The sequence below is a fragment of the uncultured Bifidobacterium sp. genome (genome assembly GCF_959020155.1).
In the GTDB taxonomy this organism is placed as follows: Bacteria; Actinomycetota; Actinomycetes; order Actinomycetales; family Bifidobacteriaceae; genus Bifidobacterium.
Window position 1 is genome coordinate 22,328 of the sequence record NZ_CAUERC010000012.1, and the last position, 23,260, is coordinate 45,587.

Below are 23,260 nucleotides of genomic sequence, written 5' to 3' on the forward strand. Positions count from 1 at the left end.
CCCGTCCTTGACGACGGTGACCGGCCGTGTGGCGACTATCCCTAGCGATATAAATAGACTTTATGACACTGCTGCAGCTGAAATACATCGTCAAAATCGTCGAGTGCGGCTCGATGAACGAGGCCTCCCATGCCCTGTACGTCTCCCAGCCGGCCCTGAGCTCGTCGGTCAAGGAATTGGAGAACGAGCTGGGCATCGAGATCTTCACCCGCTCCTCGCAGGGCATCGCCCTGACCGTGGACGGCGCGGAATTCCTGACCTACGCCCGCCAAGTGCTCGACCAGGCCGACCTGCTCGAAGAGCGCTATAAGCATGCCAAACCGCGCAAGCAGCTGTGCCAGGTCTCCACCCAGCACTACATGTTCGCCGTCGAGGCGTTCGTGGAGATGATCAACTCCATCAAGTCCGACGAATACGAGTTCACCATCCGCGAGACCCGCACGCGCGACATCATCAACCAGGTCGCCAACATGCAGTCCGAAATCGGCATCATCTACCTGTCCGATTTTAACAAGGACGTGATCGGCAAGCTCCTGCGCGAGAAGCACCTCGAATTCCACCCGCTCTTCCGCGCGCCGCTGCACGTGTTCATCTCGCGCAACAACCCGCTGGCCGCCAAGAAGGTCATCACCATGGAGGACCTGAAACCTTATCCGTTCATCCAGTACGAGCAGGGCGAGGAAGGCTCGTTCTACTTCTATGAGGAAGCGGTCTGGCCGGAGTACTCCCCCAAGCAGATCAACGTGACCGACCGCGCCACGATCCTGAACTTCATCATCGGCCTCAACGGCTACACGGTGTGCACCGGCATCGACAACGGCGACCTCAACAACGAGAAGATCGTCACCGTGCCGCTCGACACCGACGAAACGATGTTGGTCGGCTGGATCACGAACGAGCGTTCCAAGCTCTCCAAGGCCGCCGAAACCTATCTCGACAAGCTCAAGTCCGTAGTCTCCGACCACGGCTACAAGCTCATTGATTAGGAGTAAGTAAAACAGGCATGGTCAGCAGTGAGATATACTGCGATTAAGCCAACCCCGCTGGGGAAATGGAAGTAAGGGCCGGCTCCTGAGTATCTCAGGGGCCGGCTTTTGCGCTATTGAGACTGACTGGCAAAACCAGTTTGATGGCCTCCGACTACTTGGCCAAGATTACCGACGCGGCGGCTGTCGCGGCGAAGCCTTTGAGCACTTCAATCATCACGTCGCGATCTTCGACATCAATGTTGCGGGCCGCGGCGAGCATAATCGGCAGTGACTGTGTCAAATGCGAAGTGAGGTCGCCGAATGTGTCGTATCCGCCAGCCTCGAAGATGGCAAACAGGTTTTCGATGAACTTGCGGCGATGCTCGTCGTCGTATTTTGCCATCCATCCGTTGATCGTGCGTGCCAGGTATTGCGCGCTACTTGTCAGTCCATCAGCCTGTACGAATTGGCCATGATCGACTTGCCAGTGCAATGCGAAATGCTGCATGATGCTGGCACCGTCGCTGCTGACCACCGTATAGCCGTCTTCCACATGCTCACGAGTCTCAAACAGCATGCCGATGATCGACGAGCCCGGTACCGATTTATGAATCTTCGACGCAATGCGTACGTACCCGTCCTCATCGAAGAACGCCTTATCGAATCCAGGCCCATCGTGCGAATATACGACCGTGATACGTTCCTGAATCTCGCTAGGCACATTGGCCGCCGCATACACCGCCAGATTGCCGCCTTTGGAATGGCCGCCGACCATAATCGGCCCGGCCCAATGGCCAGCCAGCTCGGTCAGATAACGCGCGGCGGCCTCCTGCGAGGCGACCGGGCGGCGGAACGCCATCATGAAGTCCTCTTTCCACCCGACGATTGAGCTGTCGGTACCGCGAAAAGCCACATAGAGCGTGCCGTTACCCAGTTCGAACACGCAGGCCGAGAACTGCTTGGTGGTTTCGGCATCGAATTCGTCCACGTATGCGCCCACGCGTAGGTTCCTCCAACGTGGGCTCTCGCTCATCGCACGTAACAGATCGACATTCATCGAAGGCGACCACACCTTGCCGAACATGTCGTCATAGCATTCGGCACGCAGCAAATCGTGAATCGGAACCGTGGCGATCATGCCGTCGGCGGTCTCTGCATTCTCGTGATAGCGCGGCACGTTATCCGGCATGCGAGCATAGGCCAACTGGGACAAAGCGAGGCTATCCGCCTCGGTGAACGGCAGTTCGGCGAAAGTGTCGAAATGTTGCCGAATATCGTCGGTGATGTTCCCCATAGCGGCCTTCCTTGTTCGAATGCAACGAACCTACGGTAATTCTACGCCGAGCGGGTTTTCATCACAGGCGAGTCGGTCCCAGAGTTTAGAACCCTATCTCGCTTTCAAGGGAGCTGATTTGGCCTTCTGGAGACATTTATCTCCGTTTCAAGAGGCTGTTCATCCGTCATATCCCGAGTATGAGCGGCGTCACCCCAACGTCATTCCGCCATTTTCATGCTGCTTCTACTTGGGCATCAGCATCTCGGCGGTCTTCTTCATTACCTTGCGACAACTTGTTCGCTTTGCTGTCCAGATGATGCTCGATGCCGAAGTAACTGCATATCCCCACGAGCGCAAACAGCCCTATATCAACTAACCAGTTCATAGCACGCTCCTTGCCAAAGCTTTTGCCTTAATATGGTGCTGCTGTTCATGGAACGTAATAAAAAAAGCGGGCTCGCAAGCCCGCTTTTGGTTTTTAGATTGAAGACGATCAGGCGCCGTATTCCTCAAGGTAGGCGGCGGCGCGCTGCTGGATGTCGTGGCTGAGCAGCGGGGTGCCGTCGGGGTTCTTCATCTTGGCGGCGGCGTCGAAGATCTCGCGCACGTTGGCGATGGAGAGCACCGGGAAGCCGAATTCGGCTTCCACGGCCTTCACGGCGGACATGTCGGAGTCCTTGGTCTTCTCCATGCGGTCCACGGAGAGCACGAGACCCACGACCTCGACGTTCGCCTCGGCCTTGAGTTTGGGGATGACTTCGCGCACGGCGGTGCCGGCGGTCATCACGTCGTCCACGAGCAGCACCTTCATGCCGTCGGTCAGCGGGGTGCCAACCATCCAGCCGCCGTCGCCGTGGTCCTTCTTCTCCTTGCGGTCGAAGGTGTATCCGACGGTCATGTTGTGGCCGGCGGTCAGCGCGATCGCGGTGGACACGGCCAGCGGAATGCCCTTGTAGGCGGGGCCGAACACGGTGTCGATGTTGCGGGGAATCGTGTTGTGCACGATGGCCTGGCTAATCTTTTCGGCGTAGAACGCGCCGAGCGCGGCGATCTTCTTGCCGTCGTCGAAGGCGCCGGCGTTGATGAAGTACGGGCTCTTGCGGCCGGACTTCAGCGTGAAGTCGCCGAACTTCAGCGCGTTGGATTCCAACAGGAATTCAGTGAAGCGATGTGCGAGTGTTTCTGCCATGATGTTCCTTACCTCCAAGTCTGTCCTGCGGCCAGTTTAGCAGCGAGTTCGGGACGGCTGTCCAACAGGTCGTCGAGTTCGCGGGCGACGCGCAGCGGGGCCACCGGGTCGAAGAGCGCGGCCGCACCCACTTCGACGGCGTTCGCGCCGGCGTACAGGTATTCGAGCGCCTTCTCGCCGCTGTCGATGCCGCCGAGGCCGATGATCGGAATCTCCGGCAGTGCGGTGCGCACCCGATAGACGGCTGCCAGGCCGACCGGCAGCACGGCCGGGCCGGATACGCCGCCGGTGACGTTGGCGATGATCGGCTTGCCGGTGCGAATGTTAATGCGCATGCCTTTGAGCGTGTTGATCATGCTCAACGCGTCGGCGCCATGTTCCACGGCCGCGCGCGCCGGCACGGTGATGTCGGTGACGTTCGGCGTGAGTTTGACGATCATCGGCTTGTCGGTCATCGGGCGCAGCCGGTCCATAAGATTGGCGAGGGCCACCGGGTCGGTGCCCACGCTCATGCCGCCGGCGGAAACGTTCGGGCAGCTGACGTTGATTTCCAGCATGTCCGCGTCGGAGTCGGCGAGCTTTTCCACGACCGCCGCGTAATCGTCATCGCAATGTCCGGCGACATTGGAGATGACGAACGCGCCCGCGGCCTTGAGCTTGGGCAGGTCCTCGGCCAAGTAATGGTCGATGCCGGGATTCTGCAGGCCCACGGCGTTGATGTTCGCGGCCGGCGATTCGGCGGTGCGCGGCGAGGGATTGCCTTCCCACGGTACGGGCGAGGCGCCCTTGGTGCATACGGCGCCGAGCTGGCTGACGTCGTAGAACCAGCGGACGGCGGCGTACTGGAAGGTGCCGGAGGCGGTGCCGACCGGATTCTTCCATTCCAGACCGGCCACCTTGGTGTGGTGCTTCCACACGTGGGGCTCGTACAGGTTGATGTGGTTGTCGCCGCCCTGCGCGGACTGGTTGTTTGCGCTCATCGTCACTTCCCCCATCCGAGCTGTTCGCGGGTGAACACGGGTCCGTCGGAGCAGACCTTGAGGCGGCCGTCCACGGTGTCGATGGTGCACAGCACGCAGGTGCCATAGCCGCAGCCCATGCGCTGTTCCATGCTCAGCTGCGCGGGGATGCCGCGTTCGGCGGCCCAGTCGGCCACGGCCTTCATCATAGGCAGCGGTCCGCAGGACAGAATGATCGGCTTGCGATCGTAGGCCTTCAGGTCGTCGCCTTGTTCCAGTTTGTTGAGCAGGTCGACCACGTTGCCTTCGGCGTCGTCGATGCTCCACGACCAGTCCGCGTACCGGGAGACGTATTCCTCGGCGAAGTGGTCGTTGCGGTAACCGAATACGGCGGTGGCAAAGGAGGCGTCGTGTTCGGCGAGCTTTTGCGCGGCGTAGATTAGCGGGGGCACGCCGAGTCCGCCGCCGACAAGAATGTAGTTGGCGTCTTCCTTGAGGTTGAAGCCGCGGCCGAGCGGGCCGAGCACGTCGACGGTGTCGCCGGCCTGCAGTCCTGCCAACTGTTCGGTGCCGTGTCCCACGACGGCGAAGATCACGCTGACTTCGTCGCCGTCGACTTCGCTGACGCCGAACGGACGCGGCATGAGCATGAAGTCGTCGTGCGTGAACAGGTTGACGAACTGGGCGGGCTTGGCATGGGAGGCGATGAACGGGTCGCGGAACGTCAGTCGCATCACGCGGTCGGTCAGTTCCGTAACCTGCGTGATTTCGACGTTGTGGCGCGGCGGGAAGAATCCGGCCGCAGTCGCTTCCGTAACCACATCATGGGTGGGGGTGAAAGTTGTCATTTCATTCCTATTCAGCACATCAAGCTCCCCCTATCAGGGGAGCGGTCAACCGCAGGTTGACTGAGAGGTAGTTAAACACACTCGGCTCCGGTTTCCAGCCCACACTCACGTATAGCCCACAGCCGGACAATCTACCTACCTATATACGGCAACCCGCAGATTATCGCGCATGTCGAGCGCCGCCTGGCGCGCGCTGCTCGCCACAAGGTCCAGCGCCTCGTCGGCGGTCATGGATTCGGAGTACTTGCCGCTCTTCTTCCATGCGCCGATAATGCCGCGCGACGAGTTGACGATGGCGCCGCTGCCCTGCTTGTCGAACATGCCTGCCACGTCCGCGGCCGTGCCGCCCTGCGCACCGTAGCCCGGCACGAGGAAGAACGTGTGCGGCATACGTTCACGCAACGCCTTGCCTTCCTCGGGGTGGGTGGCGCCGACCACCGCGCCCACGCGGGAGTAGCCGTGGCTGCCGATGGTCTCGGCGCCCCATCCTTCCACAAGATCGGCCACGTGCTCGTAGACCTTCGTGCCGTCGGCCAGGTCGAGCATCTGCAGTTCGCTGGAGGACGGGTTGGAGGTGCGCACGAGCACGAAGATGTCCTTGTCGGCTTCGGCGGCGGCCTCGACGAACGGGGTGATGCCGTCGGTGCCGAGATACGGGTTGACGGTCACCGCATCCTCATGCCACGGGTCGAAGTCGCCCACGCCGTTCAGGTGGTGGGCGTAGGCGGCTGCGGTGGAGCCGATGTCGCCACGCTTGATGTCGCCGAGCACGTAGAGGCCCTGCTGGGCCGCGTATTCGCAGGTCATCGTGTAGATGTCCACGCCGGCGGGGCCGAGCGCCTCGTACATGGCGATCTGCGGTTTGACGGCGGGCACGATGTCGGCGATGGCGTCAATGATCGTGCGGTTGTATTCGAAGTAGGCGACGGCCAGCTGCGCGGATTCGACTTCCTCCGGGGATTCGACCGAGTCACGCACCTCGTCGGCAAAGCTCGCCACGACCTGCGGCGGCACCAGCGCCTCAGTGGGGTCAAGGCCCACGACGCTGGGGTTCTGAGTGTTGTCAATCGCTTCGATCAGGCGATCCATGCTGCTCCTTGTGTTATCTACAGACGGCTGAACATCAGCTGGGAGCCGATGATTGTGGCGAGGGGGCGTCCGGTGACCTGCCAGCCGCCGAACGGGGTGTTACGAGCCTTGGAGTGGAACTGTTCGGGGTCCACGGTCCATTCCTCGGCGGCGTTGAGCACCACGAGGTCGACATTGTCGGCGTCATCCACGCGGCTCAAGTCGAGCAGTCGGTTGACGCCTTCACGCTGCGGCTGAGCGTCGCTCTCCCCCGCAATCACGCCATCCGGATCATCCCCGGTGGGCGCGGGTTCGGCGTAGTCCTCGACCAGCGCGGCTACGTCGGTTGGCACATGCCCCATGAGTTCGGCAGGTCCAACGGACATGAGCTCGATCAGACGCTCATCGGAAATGAAGCCGCCGTCGACGAGCACCTTGTGGCACACGCCGTACGCGCATTCCAGTCCGATGATGCCGTTGGGCGCCTCAAGGAAGCCGAGTTCCTTCTCTGCCAACGTGTGCGGCGCATGGTCGGTGGCCAGCAGATCCACGGTGCCGTCGGCGATGGCCGCGATGGTGGCTTTGCGGTCCGCTTCGGAGCGCAGTGGCGGATTCATCTTGGCGAGCGTGCCGTACTTGAGCAGCGCCTCGTCGCTCAACGCCAGATAGTGCGGCGCGGTCTCGCAGGTAATCGGCAGTCCTTCGGCCTTGGCCCTGCGAATCGCCTCGAACGAGATGGCAGTGCTCACATGCTGGAAGTGCACGTGGACACCGGTGCGGCGGGCCGCTTCGATATCGCGGGCCACGATCTTGAGCTCGGTGTCTTCCGGAATGCCGGGCACGCCAAGCTCGCGGGAAACGGGGCCTTCGTTCACGGCACCTGTATCGTGATGCTCGCAATGCTCGATCAGGTACAGGTCGGAGGCCTTGACGTTCTCCAGCACCTGGTCCAGGATCTCCGGCGTCACAGCGGAACCGTCGTCGCTGATTGCGGTGATGGGGTGCGTGAGCATGGCCGGCGTCTTGGCGTCGTCCTCGAATCCGGGCACGTACTTGAGCCAATCGGCAACGTCGCTTGCCTCATGACCGGCGCGATCCTTGGACGCGCACACGCACAGATCGTAACGAACCGGCAATTGAACGTCATGCGCAGTATCGTACTGCTGCAGGAAGTCGATGACGTTGTCGAAGCCGGCATCCAGAACCTCTTTTGCACCGGTCGCTTCCGGGCCAGACACGGTCTGCCCATCCAGTGCCGGCAACGTGTTCGGCATGATGAGCACGTTCGTGTATCCGCCGGATGCGGACGCACGGCAGCCGGAGACCATCGATTCCTTGTAGGTCTGGCCGGGATCGCGGAAGTGGACGTGTGGGTCTTCGAAACCGGGGGCCACGGTCAGGCCGGTGGCGTCGATGTCGGCGCCGTCAGCCACGGCGGAGGTGTCGGCGAAGTAGGCGGCAGCGGTCCCGGGCACCACGAGGTCGATGACCTCGCCGGTGTTCCAGACCTTGATGTTGCGTAGGGTGATGCTCACAGTTTGGCTTCCTCGTCGCAGTAGTCGCAGCGGTATTCGAGCCGCTCGGAGTGCACGAGGTGGAACATCTGCTTGATGCCGGGCTCGGCGGTGGTCACGCAGCGCGGGTTCACGCAGGAAATCACGCCGACGATGTGCTCGGGCAGGTTCGGCTGCTTCTTTTCGACGATCTTGCCGCCGCGCACCACGTCCACGGTGGCTTGGCGGGCCACGAAGCCGAGCACGTCGAGGTCGATGTCCTTGTCATCTTCGATTTTGATGATGTCCTTGGAGCCGTAACGCTTGGAGTCGGCGTTCATGATGAGCGCAAGCTTGGTTTTGGCCGGGTCGATTTTCAGGTATTCGAGAACCTTCAGCGAGGTTCCGGCCGGCACATGGTCGATAATGATGCCGTTCTGAATGCTGGTGACTTCCATCAGGCCTGAACCTCCTTGGGGTTGAGCGGTTCGTATCCGGGCAGTTCGTCGCCCACCACGGTGCTTTCGAGGGCCATGCGCACGAGCATGCCGTTCTTGACCTGTTCGAAGTAGGCGGCACGCGGGTCGTCGTCCACGTCCACGGCGATTTCGTTGACGCGCGGCAGCGGGTGAAGCACGGCCATGGACGGCTTGGCGAGCTGCAGCTTCTCTTCGTCGAGAATGTAGGTGTCGCGCAGGCGCAGGTAGTCGTCTTCGTTGAAGAAGCGTTCCTTCTGTACGCGGGTCATGTACAGCACGTCGAGGTCGCCGATCACGGAGGCCAGGTCGCGCACTTCCACGTAGGAGCAGCTGTCGGTGGCGTTGATGCGGTCGATCACGTACTGCGGGGTCTTGAGCTCGTCCGGGCTGATGAGCACGAAGCGCACGTTGCCGAAGCGGCACAGGGTCTCGATCAGGGAGTGCACGGTGCGGCCGAAGGTCAAATCGCCGCACAGTCCCACGGTCAGGTCGGTGATGCGGCCGAAGCGCGACTGCAGCGTGGCCAGGTCGGCCAGCGTCTGCGTGGGGTGCATGTGGCCGCCGTCGCCGGCGTTGATTACCGGCACGGATGCGGCGCGGGAGGCCACCAGCGCGGCACCCTCCTTCGGGTGACGGATGGCGACCACGTCCACGTAGTTGGACACGGTCTTCAACGTGTCGGCGATGGATTCGCCCTTGGTCACGGAGGCCAGCTGCGCGCCGGCGAATCCGATGACCTTGCCGCCGAGACGTAGCATTGCGGTCTCAAAGCTCAGGCGCGTACGGGTGGAGGGCTCGTAGAACAGCGTGGCCAGCACTCGCCCATCGCAGGTATGGGCAATCTCTTTGCGGTGGGAATCGATGTATTCGGCCTTATGCAGCAGGTCGAGAATCTGGTTTGTAGACAGGCCGTCCAGCGTTACGACGCTTTTGCCGACCATTGGCGTTTCTTCAGACAAGGCTCACCTTTTCGCTCGTGGTTTTCAGGTGGCCACCCTTGCGTGACCTAATCTAACTTACGCCATTTTTCGGACAGCCGCATTCACCGAGTGTCCACCTGAAAATCCAACGAATATGCTGCCTTATCGCTGCGCGCGGCGTCGATTTCGTTCCAGTCGCGGTGCGATCACGTGCATACGCGGGCGAGGGGCGGTTTGCGGCTGCTGCGTTGCGGCGGAGGCCGTGGCGGTGGTTGCCGCAGCCGCCTCGCCTTCGGTCTTCCCATAGAACAAGCGCTGGCATACGTCACGGCATTTGCGCATCACGGCCAGCAGGTCGTTCTCGAAATGCTGGCCGCGGTGGGCGCCGTAGCCGAGGTAGACGGCGATGCCGCCCAGCGAATAGATGTCATCAGGCAGAATATCGGCCTGGTTGGCGCGCCCGCTCCACAGATAGCTGCCGTTGCGGGCCGCGGTGCACAACGTCCATGCCTTGCGCAGCTGAATCGCGTCGATAGCGCTGATGAGCTTCTTGGCTTCCAGCACGTCCAATGCCTCCAGCGTGCCGTTGACGCGCAGATCTTTGATATCGCCGGCGTGCTGGAGCTGCATGAGTTGCACGGTCCATTCCACGTCAGACAAGCCGCCCTTGCCGAGCTTCAGATGCCGTTCACGGCGCACGCCGCGCGGCAGACGCTCGGCTTCCATGCGGGCCTTGAGCTTGCGGATGTTCTGCAATTCTGCTTCAGTCAGTTCCGTGGTCGGGTAGCGCAGCGGGTCGGCGATGTTGATCAGGAAGTCCCGCGCCAGTTCAGCGTCGCCGGCCGCGTACCGGGCGCGCAGCAGCGCCTGGCGCTCCCAGGTCGAAGCCCAGGATTCGTAGTATTCCTCGCAGGAGGCATAGGAGCGCACGAGCGGGCCGTTCTTGCCTTCCGGGCGCAGGTCCAGGTCGAGTTCGATCTTGGGTTCCAGCGTCGTCGGTCCTTGCAGGATGTTGCGCAGGTCTTCCACGACCTTCTTGGCGAAGGCGTTGGCTTGGCCGTCGTCGGCATCGTCGGCCGGACGGTAGATGAGAATGGCATCCGCATCGGAGCTGAAGTTCACTTCGCGCCCGCCGTAACGGCCCATGGCGATGACGGTGATGCCGGCCGGCGCGGTTTCGACGCCGAACTCGGCGATCTGGTGGCGCACGGCCCAGGTCAGGGAGGCATCGATGATCGCGTCATACACGTCGGTCATGGCCTTGAGACTGTCGGAGTCGCTGATCACACCGCTCATCCAAGACAGGCCGATGCGTTCGATTTCGTGGCGGCGCATGGCGCGCATGGAGGTGGCGAACTCGTTGATGTTCGAGCCGAAACGTTCCAGCGCCGAGCCGGTCTGCACGTCCAAGGCCTCGCGCGTGCGGGCCTGCAGATTGTCGTCGTCGCCAAGCCAGCTGATCGATTCGACCGACTTGTTGAGCGCGTCGCCCAGGAATCGTGAGTTGGACAGGATGTGGCACAGGCGCTGGGCGGCGGAGGTGGAGTCGCGCAGGAAGCCGAGGTAGCCGGATTCGGTGCCGAAGTTCTCCTCCAGTTTGCGCCAGTTGAGCAGGCCCATGTCCGGGTTCTGGCCCTCGCCCAGCCACTGCAAGACGGCGGGCAGAATGATGCGGTTGATTTTGGCCGCGCGCCCCACGCCGGCGGTGAGCGCCTGCACGTGGCGGATGGCGGCGTCCGGGTCGCCGAAACCGATGGATTCGAATCGTTCCTGTGCTGCCTCGACGCTCAGGACGATCTGGTCGTTCTCCATCTGGGCGTTGACCGGCAGCATCGGGCGATAGTAGATGTCGAGGTGCAGGTGGCGTACTTCGCGGCGGGTGTCGTCGTACTTGTCGACGAGTTCTTCCGGGTGCAGGCCGAATGCGCGGGCGAGTCGGCGCAGCTCCTGGTTCTGGTTGAGCTCGTCCACGTCGATGTCGCGCTTCTTTTCGAGGCCTCCGACCGAGGCCCGGCCGAGGTCCGGGAACAGGTGCGTGCGCTTCAGGGACCAGATCTGCTGGCGATGTTCCATCACGCGCTCGAAGCGGTAGTCCTGGGACATGCGCACGGCCTGCTTGCGCGAGACATAGCCGCCTTCGGACAGGCGCTGCAGCGAGTCGAGCGTGTTGCTGGTGCGCAGCGATTCGTCGGTGCGGCCGTGTACGAGCTGGAGCATCTGCACGGTGAATTCCACATCGCGCAGACCGCCGCGGCCGAGCTTAATCTCGCGGTCCTTCAGGGGCGCGGGAATCAAATCCTCCACGCGCTTGCGCATTTTCTGGCAGTCGTAGACGAAGTTCTTGCGCTTGGATGCGCTCCACACGAACGGCCGGGTCATGTCCATGTAGGCCTGACCGAGGTCGGGGTCGCCGGCCACCGGGCGGGCCTTGAGCAGCGCTTGGAACTCCCAATTCTCGGCCCACTGCTCGTAATAGTTCTTGTGCGAGGAGAGCACGCGCACCAGCGCGCCGTCCTTGCCTTCCGGGCGCAGGCCGCCGTCGATCTGCCACAGCGGCTGCTCGGCCACGCCCATGATGGCGGACTGGCAGACGCGCTGTAACATGGTGCCCATCTTGGTGCCCACGCGAATCAGCGTCTGATGGTCCACATCCTTGTCGGCCGGTTCGACCACGTAGATGAGGTCCACGTCGGAGACGTAGTTCAGTTCCTGTGCGCCGAGTTTGCCCATGCCGATGATGGTGAAGCGCACGTGCTCGCTGCCCTCGGTTTCGTGGCGGGCGATGGCCAGCGCGCCTTCGAGCGCCGCGTCCGCGAGGTCGGACAGTTCGCGGCTGATGGTCGGTTGGATGGAGGTCGGGTCGTCCGCCACGGCATCCTGGGCGATGATGGCGGCCAGTTGGTTCCGGTAGCTGGAACGCAGGGCAGTGGCCGCTTCGGCCAGATCCTTGGAGGCGACGGGCATGGCCGGTTCGTCCGGGTCCGCGCCGACCGCCTTGAGCAGACGTGCACGGCGTTGCGCGTGATTGAACAGATGGCTGTTGCAGTTGTCGACTGCTGCCGCCTCCACAAGCTGCGGCTTGAAGCGCATGAACTTGCCCATCGCGTCGGAGACGCCGAGCACCGTGACCAGACGCTTCAGGGCGTCGTTGTCGGGGATGACGTGTTCCAGATCGCGCTGGCTGGATTGCATCGCGTTGACGATATCCACGAAATTGCTCAATGCCATATCGGGGTCGCAGGCGTGGGCCAGCGCGCTCAGCAGTTCGGCGCATCGCTCATCGGGAATGTCGTCCGTCTTGAGCTGGTCGAACAAGGTGCGGGCCTTGTCGAGGTCTTGCAGACCTGCCCTGATGAGGTCCATGGAGCTGGGTTTGAACATCGACGATTCCATAAGATTCCACTATATACGCTCATGCCCTCCGAATGGGGCATGAGCCGGGAAGGAGTCATCGGGCGACGCTGATGAGCTCCGAGGAATCCATATCGTAATCGGCCATGGCGTAGGAACGGATGGCGGGGTCATCATAGGTGTTCATGTAATAGGTGTTGGTCTTGGACGAATATCCGCTGGTGAACAGCGTGCGTTCGAACTGGCCGTCGCCCATCTTCGCCATGCCGTCCACCATCTGCACGGAGCCGAGGGTGTGGAACAGGCGCGACACATTGGCGGCTTCATCGTTCTGCTGCGGGTAATGCGCGTTGGTGTAGGCCACACGAACGAAGCGCGATGGGGAACTCACGTCGCCCGGGATGCCATGCATGCCCACACCCGCACCCCAGGCGGTCAAGGAGGCCTTGCCCCATGAAGTCGGTTCGGCCATCTCGTTGCTGACGCACATGTAGTTGCGCAGGTTTTCCATATGGAAGTCGAACGTCGGCTGATTGGTCAGCACATCGACGTCATCATGATGCACGTGCATGCCATCGGCCATCTGCTCGACGACGATGCTGCGCTTGCCGTCGCCGATGAACCAGTGCAGCAGAGACTCCTGCTGTCCCGGCACGATCTGGGAGACGAGCGTCACGTTCCTGAGCGCCTCCTCGACCTCGTCGACGGAGTCGAAATTACGCGCCACCCACAGCGGAAATTCGAACGTGGCGACGTTTTCCGTGCCTTCGACCGGTTCGTGGACGAACGAGGCGTAGCCGGGGAAATTCAAGCCGGCGATGGCCAGACCATGTTCATTGGCGCAGTCGAAATACATCGGCCTATCGGCCATGACCACGCCCACGCCGATCACCGCGTTCGGCTTCGCCTTGCCGCCCGCACCGAACACCGTGTCATAGTGGTAGCCGCGCGGAGTGACCAGGATGGTCTCCCCATATGAGAAACTCCAGTCGAGATTACGGCCGAAATAGGTGTTGCCCTCATCATCGGAGAAACGGACACCAGTGCACATAACGGACTCCCTTCCATCGCTTTGGTTGGATTGCACGTTCATGATACCCATCGGCCGCTGGGGGAACTCTGGGTTTCGCCAGCAGATTAACGTGCGGCGCGACGCATTGAGATGCGCCGCGCCGCGATATGCGTCAACCTTGCGTACCGCGGAACAACGGTTCCGCATTGCGCCAGATACGGCGCGTGGTGGCGGGGTGGTTCATCGAATACAGGTGGACGCCGTCCACGTCGTGGGCCACGAGGTCGGCGATCTGCTCGGAAGCGTAGAGGATGCCGGCGGCACGCAGGGACTGGATGTCGTCCCCCCACTTGTTCAGCAGGGTGTTGAGCTTGTCCGGGATGCGCGAGGCGTTGCGCTCGGCCATGCGACGCACGGACTTGGCGCCACGCACCGGCATGATGCCCGCCTCGATCGGCACGGTGATGCCGGCGGCGCGCGCCTTGTCGAGGAAGCGGTAGAAGTCCTCATTGTCGTAGAAGAGCTGGGAAATCAGGTGAGTGACGCCGGCATCGACCTTGATTTTGAGGTTTTCGATGTCCTGGTCCAGCGAGTCAGCCTGATAGTGGCCTTCCGGGTAGCAAGCACCAAACACCTTGAAGTCCGGCTTCACGGAGCGGATGTATGACACGAGGTCGCTGGCGTGGTTGAACTCGCCGACCAGCTGCTCGCCGTCGATGTAGTCGCCGCGCAGCGCGAGCACGGCGCTCACGCCGGCTTCCTCGAACATGTCGAGAGCCTCATCGATCTTGGCCTTGTCGGAGTAGAGCGCGGTCAGGTGGGCGACTGCAGGGATGCCGTATTCCTTGCTGATCGTGTGGGCGATGCGCGCGGTGGCGGTGCGGTCGGAATGGGTGCCGTGACCGTAGGTCACGGAGATGAAGTCGGGGTTCAGCCCTTCGAGTCCGTCGAGGGTGTCGTAGATGGTGCCGACAGGCGCGTTGCGCTTCGGGGGAAAGACCTCAAGGGTGAACATCGGGGAATGCATGCTGATTTCCTTACATAAACCCGAGCTCCCTCATCCAGAGGGAGCTCGGTGATTTCCGCTACTTGTCGAGCTTGGCGCGCACGGCCTTGGCGGCGGCGACCAGGTTCTCCAGGCTCGGCCAGGTCTCGGCGTTACCACGGGTCTTCAGACCGCAGTCGGGGTTGATCCACACCTTCTTGACGTCCATCTTGTCAAGAATCTCGTAGATACGATCCTCGATCTCCTTCTCGGAAGGAATACGCGGGGAGTGAATGTCGTAGACGCCCGGGCCGGCCTCGGTCTCAAAGTGCGCGTCATGAATGGCGTCGAGCACCACCAGATCGCCACGGGAGGCTTCGAAGGAGATCACGTCGGCATCCATCGCGTCGATGTCGCGGATGATGTCGTTGAACTCGGAGTAGCACATGTGGGTGTGGATCTGGGTGGTCGGCTTGACGGCGGAGTGCACCAGACGGAAGGCCGGAACGGCCCAGTCGAGGTACTTGACGTGCCAGTCGGACTTGCGCAGCGGCAGCTTCTCACGCAGGGCGGCCTCATCGATCTGGATGACCTTGATACCGGCGGCCTCGAGATCGAGCACTTCGTCGCGGATGGCGAGGGCGAGCTGCTTGGTCTGCTCCTCGTGGGTGATGTCCTCGCGCGGCCAGGACCAGTTGAGGATGGTCACCGGGCCGGTGAGCATGCCCTTCATCACATGGTCGGTCTTGGACTGGGCGTACGCGGACCATTCCACGGTAATCGGGTTGGCGCGGGAAACGTCGCCCCAGACGATCGGGGGCTTGACGCAACGGGTGCCGTAGGACTGGACCCAAGCGTTCTTGGTGAACAGGAAGCCGTTGAGGTTCTGGCCGAAATATTCGACCATGTCGTTACGCTCGAACTCGCCGTGGACCAGCACGTCGAGGCCGATCTCCTCCTGCTTCTTGATGACGGCGTCGATCTGGGCCTTGATGAACTCGTCGTAGGCTTCCTTGGTGACCTCGCCCTTGCGCAGCTTGGCACGCTCGGCGCGAATCTCCTTGGTCTGGGGGAAGGAGCCGATGGTGGTGGTCGGCAGCAGCGGCAGGCCGAGGGCCTTGCGCTGCAGGGCCTGACGCTCCTCGCGGGCAGGCTGACGCACGTAGTCGGCGTCGGACAGCTTGCCGATGCGCTCGGCGACGGCCGGGTCGGCGGCCACGCGGGTGCCGTCGAACAGAGCCTGGTTGGCGGCGAGGGCGGCGGATGCCTTCTTCTCGTCCTCGGTGGCGTCGGCCAGGGCGGCGACTTCCTTGAGCTCGTCGAGCTTCTGGACGGCGAACGCGAAGTGCTTGAGGTCTTCGGCCGGGATGCCGGTCTCGCCTTCGGTGCTGAACGGCACGTGCAGCAGGGAGGATGCGGTGGAGACGGCCACGTTGGCGGTGACCTGCTTCAGGGCGTCGACCAGGCCGAGGGAGGTGGCGTAGTTGTTGCGCCAGATGTTGCGGCCGTTGATCACGCCGGCGAAGATGGTGGTGTTGGAGGCCACGCCGTACTTGGCGACGGCTTCGAGGTTCTCCTCGCGACCTTCGTTGAGGTCCAGGCCGATGCCGTCGAAGCCGAGCAGGTTGACGGTCTCGTACACGTCGGCGATGTGGCCGAAGTAGGTGTTGAGCAGCACCTTGACATTGCCCTTGGCGGACAGGATCTTGGTGTACAGGGTCTTGAAGAGTTCAACGTCGCCCGGCTCCTTGTCGAGCACGAGGTACGGCTCGTCGAGCTGGACCCATGCGGCGCCGAGCTCGTTGAACTTGGCGAGCACTTCGGCGTAGACGGCGGCCACGGCGTTGACCAGGCCCTTGTCGAGCTCGAGTTCGGTGGCTTCCGGGGTACGGGCGAGCTTCAGGAACGTGTACGGGCCGATGAACACGGGCTTGGTGTCGATGCCCAGCGCCTTGGCCTCGTTGAACTCGTCGAACGGCTTGGTGGAGTTGAGCTTGATCTCCGCGGCCGACTCGACTTCGGGCACCAGATAGTGGTAGTTGGTGGTGAACCACTTCTTCATCGGCAGGGCGGTCACGTCGCCCTTGTCGCCCTGGTAGCCGCGGGCCATGGCGAAGAGCGTGTCCTCCTGGTTGTCGAAGGAGAGACGTGCGTAACGCTGCGGAATCACGTTGAGAAGGATGGCGGTGTCCAGCATCTGATCGTAGTAGCTGAAGTCGTTGCTGGGAATGAGGTCGATGCCGGCGGCCTGCTGCAGCTTCCAGTGCTTGGCGCGCAGTTCGGCGGCGGTGGCCTTGACGGCGGCGAGGTCGTTGGCACCCTTCCAGTAGCCTTCGATGATCTTCTTCAGTTCGCGGTTCTGCCCGATGCGGGGGAAGCCGGAGACGGAAGTCAGAGTGGACATGAATCCTCCAATGTATGCGTTCGTAACCCGACTTAGGGTAGCAAAACATCCGGATTCCGGCCCTTATAAATGGCCGCAGAGTGTCGTTATAGATGGAATTTATATCCGCTTTAGTCGAAGTCTTTCACATTGATGACCGCGAGCAGTTCGCCGCTGTGCACCTGCCATTCGTCGAACGGTTTGTTCGATCCCATGATCACGATGGATGCGGGCGAAAGTCCCAAATTCAGCAGGTCGAGTCGTTCGCCGTCGGAGTCGGCGGAGGCGAGCCATTGGGCGCTGATCGACACAGTCGGCTCGTGGCCCACGATCATGAACACGCGATTCTTGGCCTTGACGTGGGCGAGCTCGTCGAACACCGCCTGCACTCCCCCGTCATACAGGCTGATGCGGTAGTCGACGATTGGCTTGTCGCCAAAGGTCTTGAGCATGCGGTCCAACGTCTGGCGCGTGCGGGTAACGGACGAGCAGGAGATTTGGTCGGGCACCAGTCCCAACGACTCGATGCCCTTGCCCACGGCCTTCGCCTGTTTCAGACCTTTGTCGGTGAGCTCGCGCTCCGAGTCACCCTTGTCGCCGAACGGCTCAGCCTTGGCATGCCTCATGATGATGAGAATATGGTCGTATTTCTTCGCCGCTTTGGCGACTTTACTCAGCTTGATGCCCATCCGTGGCTCCCTTCACGAACCGTCTGCCCGGTGTGGCGGTGTGGCGGTGTGGTATTGCTTCCAGTATAGAGGTGTGTGAGCGTTCACAAACTCATCGTTTGGCGGTTATTCGTGCGTATTGCCGAGTTCTCCCACCTGACGGTCGAGGTCGCGCAACACCTTACGTAGTTTGTGGTCGGAGATGTCGCGCAGTTCCAGTTCCTCGATCTGCGCTTCACGCTGTTCGTCGGTGAGCGAGTCGATGTCGGTCTGTGTGTCCTTGGTCACGCGATCGCGCTTTCTGAGCGCCTCGAACCCGGAGGCCATGGCGCGCGAGATAACAAGGAAACCGGTATGACCGATCATCTGGTGGTCGGGGCGTACGGCGAGGCCTTGGGCCTTCCATGTGCGTTCGAACGATTCCTGGATCTGCGGCTCGGTCCAGCAGCCGGCCGCGCGCAGGGCTTCGGCCATGCGGCTCATCTGCGTGGTGGTAGTTACGTAACTGACCAACACGCCGCCGGGGGCAATCACGCGGTATGCCTGCTCGAGCCTGTTCCACGGGTCGAGCATGTCGAGCATGATGCGGTCGAACCAGTGTTCGGGCAGTTCGGCGGCAACGGAATCGAAGTCGCCGGTTTTGAGATCCCACCAGCTGGGGGCTTCACCGTAATACAGCGTGGCGTTGGCCTGAGCCACTTTGGCGAATTCGGGGCGCAGCTCGATCGTGGTCAGGTGGCCGCGCTCGCCCACGGCGTCCAGCAGGTTCACGCTCATCGCGCCCGAGCCGGCACCGGACTCAAGCACGCGCATGCCGGAGCGGATGTCGCCGAGCTGAATAACTTGGGCGATGTCCTTCGGATACATGATCTGCGCGCCGCGCGGCATCGAAAGCACATAATCGGCCAGTCGCGGGCGCATCACCGCATACTCCCAGCCGCCGATGGCGCGCGACGATTTCCACGGCTTGTTCTTGTCTTTCTCGGGGTAGACCTGATTGACCTGTGCCTCGCGCTTGGCATGCACGGTGAGGATTACGGTGCCTTCGGTCTTGCCAATCACATCGTCATGCAGAATCAGGCCATGCTCGGTCTGCGTGGAGCCGCCGGCCACAAGCTGATCGGTGATCTTCTTGCCCTTGCGGTCGGTGAACTGCACTTTCTCGCCTGCGGTGAGAGGCCCGCGCCTCGGCTCCATAACTTGCTCCTTGCGTGCTCGGTGGGTCAATCGCTACAAGTCTAATGCATGTAAGCTCGCTGGTGAGGTGATGACGATGCGAATGCAGATGACAAGCCAGATTGATGCCGGCGGCAATGACCCCATTTTCCTGATGTTCCACGGTTACGGCAACGACGAAAGCGAGATGATGCGGATTCTCGACGCCGTATATGCGCCGGCGCGAGCCGATGCGGCCCCGGCTGCAATTGCCGCCGTACCCAGCTATATCTCGTTCCGCGCCACCTACGCGAGGCCCTATATGGGCGGCAATTACTGGTATCCCGACGGCTGCGGCGTGGACGAGCGCCAACGCGAATGCGCGGCGGTCGGGGATGCGGTGGCTTCACTGCTGGACGCCTCGGCATTCGCCCATCGCAGGAAGATATTGATCGGTTTCTCCCAAGGCGGTTATCTGTCGTATCGTCTGGTCAAGGCGCATCCGACGTTGTTCGATGCCGCGATCCTGCTCAGTCCTTCGTTCATGGGCGAGGAACAGGCGGCGCTTGACTCCCCTACCCGATTCTTCCTGGCGTATGGCGCGCAGGACCGCACGATTCCGCTGCCCGACCAGCAAACGGCCCATCAGGTCCTTGAACGGGCCGGGCATCTGACCTATCGCGAGTATTCCGGCATGGCCCATGCCATCTGTGATGAGGAAATCGCCGATATCCGGGATTTCCTACGTGCCATATGATGCCGGAATAGCTTCAATATGGAATATCTCCGTTCAAAGAGGTACCGGTCCAAGTAGAAGCGGTTCAACAATGGCGGAATGTGTTGGCCACGCCCATTCATCGCGCGATGGTTCTGCGATCAGCTCAATTCCCCTGCCGGCTGATGCCGCCCTTATGACCGGTGGCCTTGAATGGCGTGGCGCGTGCCGTCACCTTCGGCCCCGGCAGATTCGTACTGGTATTGGATCGACCGCGGAGCCCGGCAGCCGGCTGGGACTCGGAGCGTCGACCAGTACCCGTGATGTCGGTATGCCGTTTGCCGTCGTGTGCCCGTTTCTCACCAGCACCGTCAGCCTCGTCAATATCAATGCCTTTGGCGCGCAAAGCACGCGCCCACCGCTCATCCATCGTGCGCCTCACACGTCCCATTCGGGTTTCCACGTGTACTGCATGTCGTAGGCGCTGGGCGAACGGCGGCAGGTGGTTCAGGGTGATCGGGCCGAATGCGGCGGCGTCAAAAGACATCGTTTGCTCCCTTCGATGGTGTTGGCCAACAGGTTCCAAGGGTCAGGCACAGCGCCTTTCTCAACCCGTTCGCCGCCACGATGGCCGGCAGCTTGCGTTCACGGGTTCCCCTGCAATGCGCCTCATTATGGCAACACGAACCGACAGGTGCCGGCTGCGCCTAGGATGGGAAATGATTGCTGCACGCCGAAAAGGGAAGGCGACTGCCATGAGGTATTTCACGACTGGTGGTTGGAAGACCGCCCCGCACTTAACCTGTTCGAAAGTTTGGAGCCGCACGATACGGTTGAGATTGAGGGACTCGGTGGTGCACGCCCGGAGGCACTGAATGTTGGCTTGGATGCTTGGGATTTGATGCCGGTGAGTGAAACACGGGTTGTCGAGTGGTTCCGCAATCACGATGTCGACTCGCCCGCGAACGGGACCAGTAAGGCCGATGATTCAGTTCCCTCGCTCGATATGCCGTCGTTCTGATGTGATTCGCGGAATGTTCGTGTCGTTGTTCTCGTCGTGGGTGGATTGACACAGCATTGACTGCCGTTGAGATGTATGCACGCTGAACACGCGCCTCAACGGCAGTGGTCTCGTCATCTCTCGCTCACACCAACGGATTGCCGGCTGCCTGATACAGCGACCACCAGTCACGGCGTTCGAGTTCGATATCGGCACCGGCCGCCATCTGGCGGATGCGCTCCGGTGTCATTGAGCCGAGCAACGGTTGGATACCGGCGGGATGACGCAGAATCCAAGCGACGGCAATGCCGTTGGGCGTGGAACCGTATTTGCCGGCAAGACGGGTCAATTCGGCGTTCAGCTCGGGGAAATGCTCGTTGCCGACGAACGGACCGTATTCCGTGCCGGATTGGAATGGGCACCATGCCTGAATGGTCATATGCTTCAGCCGTGAATAAGGCAGGATGCCACCGGTGCGATCGGCTGCGGGATCGCTCGCCATATTGAATTGGATTTCAGCGTCGAGCATCTGCGTATGCATCAGGCCGAACTGCAGTTGGTTGATTTCCAATTTCTGACGAAGGCCGCTTTGCAATAGTTCGATCTGCCACGGGCCCATATTGCTGATTCCGAAATGACGCACTTTACCGCTTGATTCCAACGCGTCGAATGCTTCGGCGACCTCGTTCAACTCAAACAGCGTGTCAATACGGTGCAGCAGCACGGCGTCGACGTAATCCGTCTGCAAAGCCTCAAGCTCGTGATCGAGTGCGTCAATCAGATGCTTGGCGCTGAAGTCATATCCGTTGGCGCCGCCATCGTTTTCGCCGAAACTGTAGTCGATGCCGAACTTGGTTTGGATGAAGATGGTGCTGCGGTCGAGTCCTGCGTCCTTCCACGCTTGGCCGAAACGCTTCGAACTGGCGTGCGCGGCATGATCATGGAATCCATAGATGTCCGCCGTGTCGAAATAGTCGATGCCAGAATCATGGGCCACGGCCACGGTACGTGCCGCATCGGCGGCATCCAGCGCGTCCATGCGCATCACACCCAGCGCCACTCGTGACGCAATCATGCCGGATTGTCCGATTTCCTGAGTCTTCATAGTGTCTCATTTCTGTTATCGTGAATCGGCGAACGGGCACTGTCCGCCTCGTTGCCGGACAGCAATCTCCATTGCCGCGGCTTATGTCACCTTATCGCTTGAAGTGCACTTGAAGACAACTCGCAGGCAGGCAGCGCGCGCTGCCGGGCGCGTCTTCGCGTCTTTATGTCTTCGCTGTGATCGAGACATCGTTGTGCCGTAATCATGCCTATTTCTTGTATGATGACCTCTATAGCAACAAAGCTAGGGGGATTCCATGAACACTACCGATTCAGCCAAAGTCAGTGATGCCAACGCCGGCGCAAACAATGTCATCCATATCCCGCACAATCCCACGCTTGCCGGATTGGCCACGCTGACCCGCAACGTGGCGTACAAGACCGGGGCCGATAACCTGGTGATGGATATCATCGCCCCGCAATCCACCGGCGATGACGATGACCGCCGCTACCCCACCGTGGTATTCGTGCAAGGCAGCGCCTGGACCACGCCGCATCGCGACTACGAGATCCCGCAGCTCTCGGCTTTGGCCCGCGAAGGCTTTGTGGTGGCTACGGTGAATCATCGCGATGCCTCGAGCGATCCCCACGACGTGTTCCCCGCATATCTCGAGGACGTCAAAGCAGCCATCCGCTATCTCAGGGCAAACGCGCGCCAATGGCACGTGGACCCCGACCGTCTCGGTATCTGGGGCACGTCGTCCGGCGGCAACACGTCGCTGCTGGTGGGGTTGACCGCCGACGAGCCGCGGTATGAGGACGGCACCAATGCCGATGAGAGCGATGCGGTGAAGTACGTGGTCAGCTGCTTCCCGCCCACCGACATGCTTGAAGCAGTCGACGCATTCGACGATGAGACCAATCCATTCCGGCTGTATTATTTCGGCCCGTTCGCGGCCGTGGTGGGCGCGACCCATGAGACCGGCATCAATGCCGAGGTCCGTCAGCGCGCGGCTGACATGAGCCCCTACCTGCAGGTGCGGGATGACCAACAGTATCCGCCGATGCTCCTGTTGCACGGTACCGCCGACACCGTGGTCCCCTACCATCAATCCGTCAAGATGCGCGACCGGCTGGCCGAGCACGGCGTGGACGCGCAGCTGGTGCTAGTCGACGGCGCCGAACATGAGTACGATTTTTGGAGCCAGCAGGTCTTCGACGTGATTTTCGATTTCATTCGTGAGCGGAGCTGAACGATAAGGGCACACGGGCGCGCCCTTTTTATAGGTTGCCGAGTTCTCTTTTAGCCAATTTTGTTGGAGCCCTTATCTGCGCGAACATACCATGACAGTTCTAGACTGTGTTCTAGGACTGTCAATCGGCAATGTGTATGAAGCGTGATGTGATGGGTCAGACGGCGATTGATGGAGTTGAGGGACTTAATAGGGCCGGTGAACTCGATGAACTCGGCAGATTTAGCCGTTCGCGGCAGCTGATGTGGGGTCATGCGCTGTATCTGATTTGGTGGTGTATTTTCTTCCGCCCGAATGCGCAGGTCAAAGGCGGCGCGCTGCGCGTATTCGGTATTGCGTGCATTCTTGTGGCCGCGGTGGCGGGGCATCGTCGGAGTAGTGTTAGAATGTTTTGGTATCAGTAAGTTACTTTAGCACGCGGCCGATTTCCTCTTTGAGTGCCCGTTGTCTAAATGAAAGTGCAACACCCGTTAGATTGGAAATTGCCTAGAAAA

The 23,260-nt window shown here is 61.3% G+C and carries 21 protein-coding genes, 1 pseudogene and 1 riboswitch; of the genes and pseudogenes, 5 read left to right on the forward strand and 17 right to left on the reverse strand.

Going from position 1 to position 23,260, the window contains the following annotated elements:
• Positions 1-62: 62 nt before the first annotated feature.
• On the forward strand, positions 63-986 hold the full coding sequence (locus Q5H31_RS04730; RefSeq protein WP_007052232.1) for a LysR family transcriptional regulator: 924 nt from the start codon (positions 63-65) through the stop codon (positions 984-986).
• A gap of 154 nt (positions 987-1,140) precedes the next feature.
• On the opposite strand, the gene Q5H31_RS04735 is transcribed toward Q5H31_RS04730, so the two are convergent.
• The 15 genes from Q5H31_RS04735 to Q5H31_RS04805 form a co-directional block, all read right to left on the reverse strand.
• Positions 1,141-2,262, reverse strand: a complete 1,122-nt coding sequence (locus Q5H31_RS04735) for a DUF2974 domain-containing protein (protein ID WP_060662159.1) — start codon at positions 2,260-2,262, stop codon at positions 1,141-1,143.
• A gap of 214 nt (positions 2,263-2,476) precedes the next feature.
• Entirely contained in the window at positions 2,477-2,629 is a 153-nt protein-coding gene (locus Q5H31_RS04740) for a hypothetical protein (protein ID WP_007054223.1), read from the reverse strand.
• A 108-nt stretch (positions 2,630-2,737) separates the two neighbouring features.
• The gene (gene pyrE, locus Q5H31_RS04745) at positions 2,738-3,433 is read right to left on the reverse strand and encodes an orotate phosphoribosyltransferase (RefSeq protein ID WP_007052229.1); all 696 of its coding nucleotides are present in this window, start codon (positions 3,431-3,433) and stop codon (positions 2,738-2,740) included.
• A gap of 8 nt (positions 3,434-3,441) precedes the next feature.
• Complete coding sequence (locus Q5H31_RS04750; RefSeq protein WP_007052228.1) at positions 3,442-4,413, reverse strand: dihydroorotate dehydrogenase; 972 nt, start codon at positions 4,411-4,413, stop codon at positions 3,442-3,444.
• Positions 4,414-4,415: 2 nt separating this feature from the next.
• Positions 4,416-5,240: a dihydroorotate dehydrogenase electron transfer subunit gene (locus tag Q5H31_RS04755; RefSeq protein WP_007052227.1), complete on the reverse strand. Its 825-nt coding sequence runs from the start codon at positions 5,238-5,240 to the stop codon at positions 4,416-4,418.
• A gap of 135 nt (positions 5,241-5,375) precedes the next feature.
• Positions 5,376-6,329 (reverse strand): orotidine-5'-phosphate decarboxylase, encoded by a 954-nt coding sequence (gene pyrF / locus Q5H31_RS04760; protein WP_007052226.1) that lies wholly within the window; start codon positions 6,327-6,329, stop codon positions 5,376-5,378.
• 17 nt (positions 6,330-6,346) lie between these two features.
• On the reverse strand, positions 6,347-7,843 hold the full coding sequence (locus tag Q5H31_RS04765) for a dihydroorotase (RefSeq protein WP_007054219.1): 1,497 nt from the start codon (positions 7,841-7,843) through the stop codon (positions 6,347-6,349).
• Entirely contained in the window at positions 7,840-8,259 is a 420-nt protein-coding gene (locus Q5H31_RS04770; RefSeq protein ID WP_007052224.1) for an aspartate carbamoyltransferase regulatory subunit, read from the reverse strand. The genes Q5H31_RS04765 and Q5H31_RS04770 overlap by 4 nt, the downstream gene beginning before the upstream one ends.
• Positions 8,259-9,221: an aspartate carbamoyltransferase gene (gene pyrB / locus Q5H31_RS04775; protein WP_007054218.1), complete on the reverse strand. Its 963-nt coding sequence runs from the start codon at positions 9,219-9,221 to the stop codon at positions 8,259-8,261. Before pyrB ends, Q5H31_RS04770 begins: the two co-directional genes overlap by 1 nt.
• Before the next feature lie 141 nt (positions 9,222-9,362).
• The gene (locus tag Q5H31_RS04780; RefSeq protein ID WP_032746432.1) at positions 9,363-12,593 is read right to left on the reverse strand and encodes a bifunctional [glutamine synthetase] adenylyltransferase/[glutamine synthetase]-adenylyl-L-tyrosine phosphorylase; all 3,231 of its coding nucleotides are present in this window, start codon (positions 12,591-12,593) and stop codon (positions 9,363-9,365) included.
• A 55-nt stretch (positions 12,594-12,648) separates the two neighbouring features.
• Positions 12,649-13,602, reverse strand: a complete 954-nt coding sequence (gene bsh, locus Q5H31_RS04785; RefSeq protein WP_007052221.1) for a choloylglycine hydrolase — start codon at positions 13,600-13,602, stop codon at positions 12,649-12,651.
• A gap of 133 nt (positions 13,603-13,735) precedes the next feature.
• The gene (gene metF, locus Q5H31_RS04790; protein WP_007056718.1) at positions 13,736-14,590 is read right to left on the reverse strand and encodes a methylenetetrahydrofolate reductase [NAD(P)H]; all 855 of its coding nucleotides are present in this window, start codon (positions 14,588-14,590) and stop codon (positions 13,736-13,738) included.
• Between the two features lie 58 nt (positions 14,591-14,648).
• Positions 14,649-16,952 (reverse strand): 5-methyltetrahydropteroyltriglutamate--homocysteine S-methyltransferase, encoded by a 2,304-nt coding sequence (gene metE / locus Q5H31_RS04795; RefSeq protein WP_129923512.1) that lies wholly within the window; start codon positions 16,950-16,952, stop codon positions 14,649-14,651.
• 110 nt (positions 16,953-17,062) lie between these two features.
• Positions 17,063-17,620, reverse strand: a complete 558-nt coding sequence (locus Q5H31_RS04800) for a histidine phosphatase family protein (RefSeq protein ID WP_007052218.1) — start codon at positions 17,618-17,620, stop codon at positions 17,063-17,065.
• Between the two features lie 105 nt (positions 17,621-17,725).
• Complete coding sequence (locus Q5H31_RS04805) at positions 17,726-18,796, reverse strand: tRNA (adenine-N1)-methyltransferase (protein WP_007054214.1); 1,071 nt, start codon at positions 18,794-18,796, stop codon at positions 17,726-17,728.
• 82 nt (positions 18,797-18,878) lie between these two features.
• Between Q5H31_RS04805 and Q5H31_RS04810 the strand changes: the two genes are divergently transcribed.
• A complete protein-coding gene (locus tag Q5H31_RS04810) occupies positions 18,879-19,511 on the forward strand; it encodes an alpha/beta hydrolase (RefSeq protein ID WP_007056256.1) in 633 nt (210 codons plus the stop codon).
• A 124-nt stretch (positions 19,512-19,635) separates the two neighbouring features.
• Here Q5H31_RS04810 and Q5H31_RS04815 read toward each other — a convergent pair whose 3' ends face one another.
• Positions 19,636-20,016 carry a hypothetical protein gene (locus Q5H31_RS04815; RefSeq protein WP_302457545.1) on the reverse strand — a complete coding sequence of 127 codons (381 nt, stop codon included), beginning with the start codon at positions 20,014-20,016 and terminating at the stop codon, positions 19,636-19,638.
• Positions 20,007-20,138, reverse strand: a riboswitch (TPP riboswitch). It overlaps the preceding gene by 10 nt.
• A gap of 100 nt (positions 20,139-20,238) precedes the next feature.
• Between Q5H31_RS04815 and Q5H31_RS08220 the strand changes: the two are divergent.
• A pseudogene (locus Q5H31_RS08220) lies at positions 20,239-20,490 on the forward strand (hypothetical protein); the annotation flags it as partial.
• A gap of 124 nt (positions 20,491-20,614) precedes the next feature.
• Here Q5H31_RS08220 and Q5H31_RS04820 read toward each other — a convergent pair.
• On the reverse strand, positions 20,615-21,574 hold the full coding sequence (locus Q5H31_RS04820) for an aldo/keto reductase family oxidoreductase (RefSeq protein WP_014485672.1): 960 nt from the start codon (positions 21,572-21,574) through the stop codon (positions 20,615-20,617).
• A gap of 256 nt (positions 21,575-21,830) precedes the next feature.
• Here Q5H31_RS04820 and Q5H31_RS04825 point away from each other — a divergent pair, with 256 nt between their 5' ends.
• Together Q5H31_RS04825 and Q5H31_RS04830 are read left to right on the forward strand one after the other, a co-directional pair.
• Positions 21,831-22,766 carry an alpha/beta hydrolase gene (locus Q5H31_RS04825; RefSeq protein WP_302457546.1) on the forward strand — a complete coding sequence of 312 codons (936 nt, stop codon included), beginning with the start codon at positions 21,831-21,833 and terminating at the stop codon, positions 22,764-22,766.
• A gap of 137 nt (positions 22,767-22,903) precedes the next feature.
• Positions 22,904-23,170, forward strand: coding sequence for a hypothetical protein (locus tag Q5H31_RS04830; RefSeq protein ID WP_117786975.1), 267 nt, complete (start codon positions 22,904-22,906; stop codon positions 23,168-23,170).
• The last annotated feature ends 90 nt before the right edge of the window (positions 23,171-23,260 follow it).

Excerpts from the sequence above, each read along its gene's own strand:
- Q5H31_RS04740 (WP_007054223.1), bottom strand. The coding sequence starts at position 2,629 with ATGAACTGGTTAGTTGATATAGGGCTGTTTGCGCTCGTGGGGATATGC.
- metE (WP_129923512.1), bottom strand. The coding sequence starts at position 16,952 with ATGTCCACTCTGACTTCCGTCTCCGGCTTCCCCCGCATCGGGCAGAAC.
- metF (WP_007056718.1), bottom strand. The coding sequence starts at position 14,590 with ATGCATTCCCCGATGTTCACCCTTGAGGTCTTTCCCCCGAAGCGCAAC.
- pyrF (WP_007052226.1), bottom strand. The coding sequence starts at position 6,329 with ATGGATCGCCTGATCGAAGCGATTGACAACACTCAGAACCCCAGCGTC.
- Q5H31_RS04755 (WP_007052227.1), bottom strand. The coding sequence starts at position 5,240 with ATGACAACTTTCACCCCCACCCATGATGTGGTTACGGAAGCGACTGCG.
- bsh (WP_007052221.1), bottom strand. The coding sequence starts at position 13,602 with ATGTGCACTGGTGTCCGTTTCTCCGATGATGAGGGCAACACCTATTTC.
- Q5H31_RS04810 (WP_007056256.1), top strand. The coding sequence starts at position 18,879 with ATGCAGATGACAAGCCAGATTGATGCCGGCGGCAATGACCCCATTTTC.
- Q5H31_RS04800 (WP_007052218.1), bottom strand. The coding sequence starts at position 17,620 with ATGGGCATCAAGCTGAGTAAAGTCGCCAAAGCGGCGAAGAAATACGAC.
- Q5H31_RS04735 (WP_060662159.1), bottom strand. The coding sequence starts at position 2,262 with ATGGGGAACATCACCGACGATATTCGGCAACATTTCGACACTTTCGCC.
- Q5H31_RS04815 (WP_302457545.1), bottom strand. The coding sequence starts at position 20,016 with ATGTCTTTTGACGCCGCCGCATTCGGCCCGATCACCCTGAACCACCTG.
- Q5H31_RS04825 (WP_302457546.1), top strand. The coding sequence starts at position 21,831 with ATGAACACTACCGATTCAGCCAAAGTCAGTGATGCCAACGCCGGCGCA.
- Q5H31_RS04820 (WP_014485672.1), bottom strand. The coding sequence starts at position 21,574 with ATGAAGACTCAGGAAATCGGACAATCCGGCATGATTGCGTCACGAGTG.
- Q5H31_RS04780 (WP_032746432.1), bottom strand. The coding sequence starts at position 12,593 with ATGGAATCGTCGATGTTCAAACCCAGCTCCATGGACCTCATCAGGGCA.
- Q5H31_RS04830 (WP_117786975.1), top strand. The coding sequence starts at position 22,904 with ATGAAGCGTGATGTGATGGGTCAGACGGCGATTGATGGAGTTGAGGGA.
- pyrB (WP_007054218.1), bottom strand. The coding sequence starts at position 9,221 with ATGGTCGGCAAAAGCGTCGTAACGCTGGACGGCCTGTCTACAAACCAG.
- Q5H31_RS04805 (WP_007054214.1), bottom strand. The coding sequence starts at position 18,796 with ATGGAGCCGAGGCGCGGGCCTCTCACCGCAGGCGAGAAAGTGCAGTTC.
- Q5H31_RS04730 (WP_007052232.1), top strand. The coding sequence starts at position 63 with ATGACACTGCTGCAGCTGAAATACATCGTCAAAATCGTCGAGTGCGGC.
- Q5H31_RS04770 (WP_007052224.1), bottom strand. The coding sequence starts at position 8,259 with ATGGAAGTCACCAGCATTCAGAACGGCATCATTATCGACCATGTGCCG.
- pyrE (WP_007052229.1), bottom strand. The coding sequence starts at position 3,433 with ATGGCAGAAACACTCGCACATCGCTTCACTGAATTCCTGTTGGAATCC.
- Q5H31_RS04750 (WP_007052228.1), bottom strand. The coding sequence starts at position 4,413 with ATGAGCGCAAACAACCAGTCCGCGCAGGGCGGCGACAACCACATCAAC.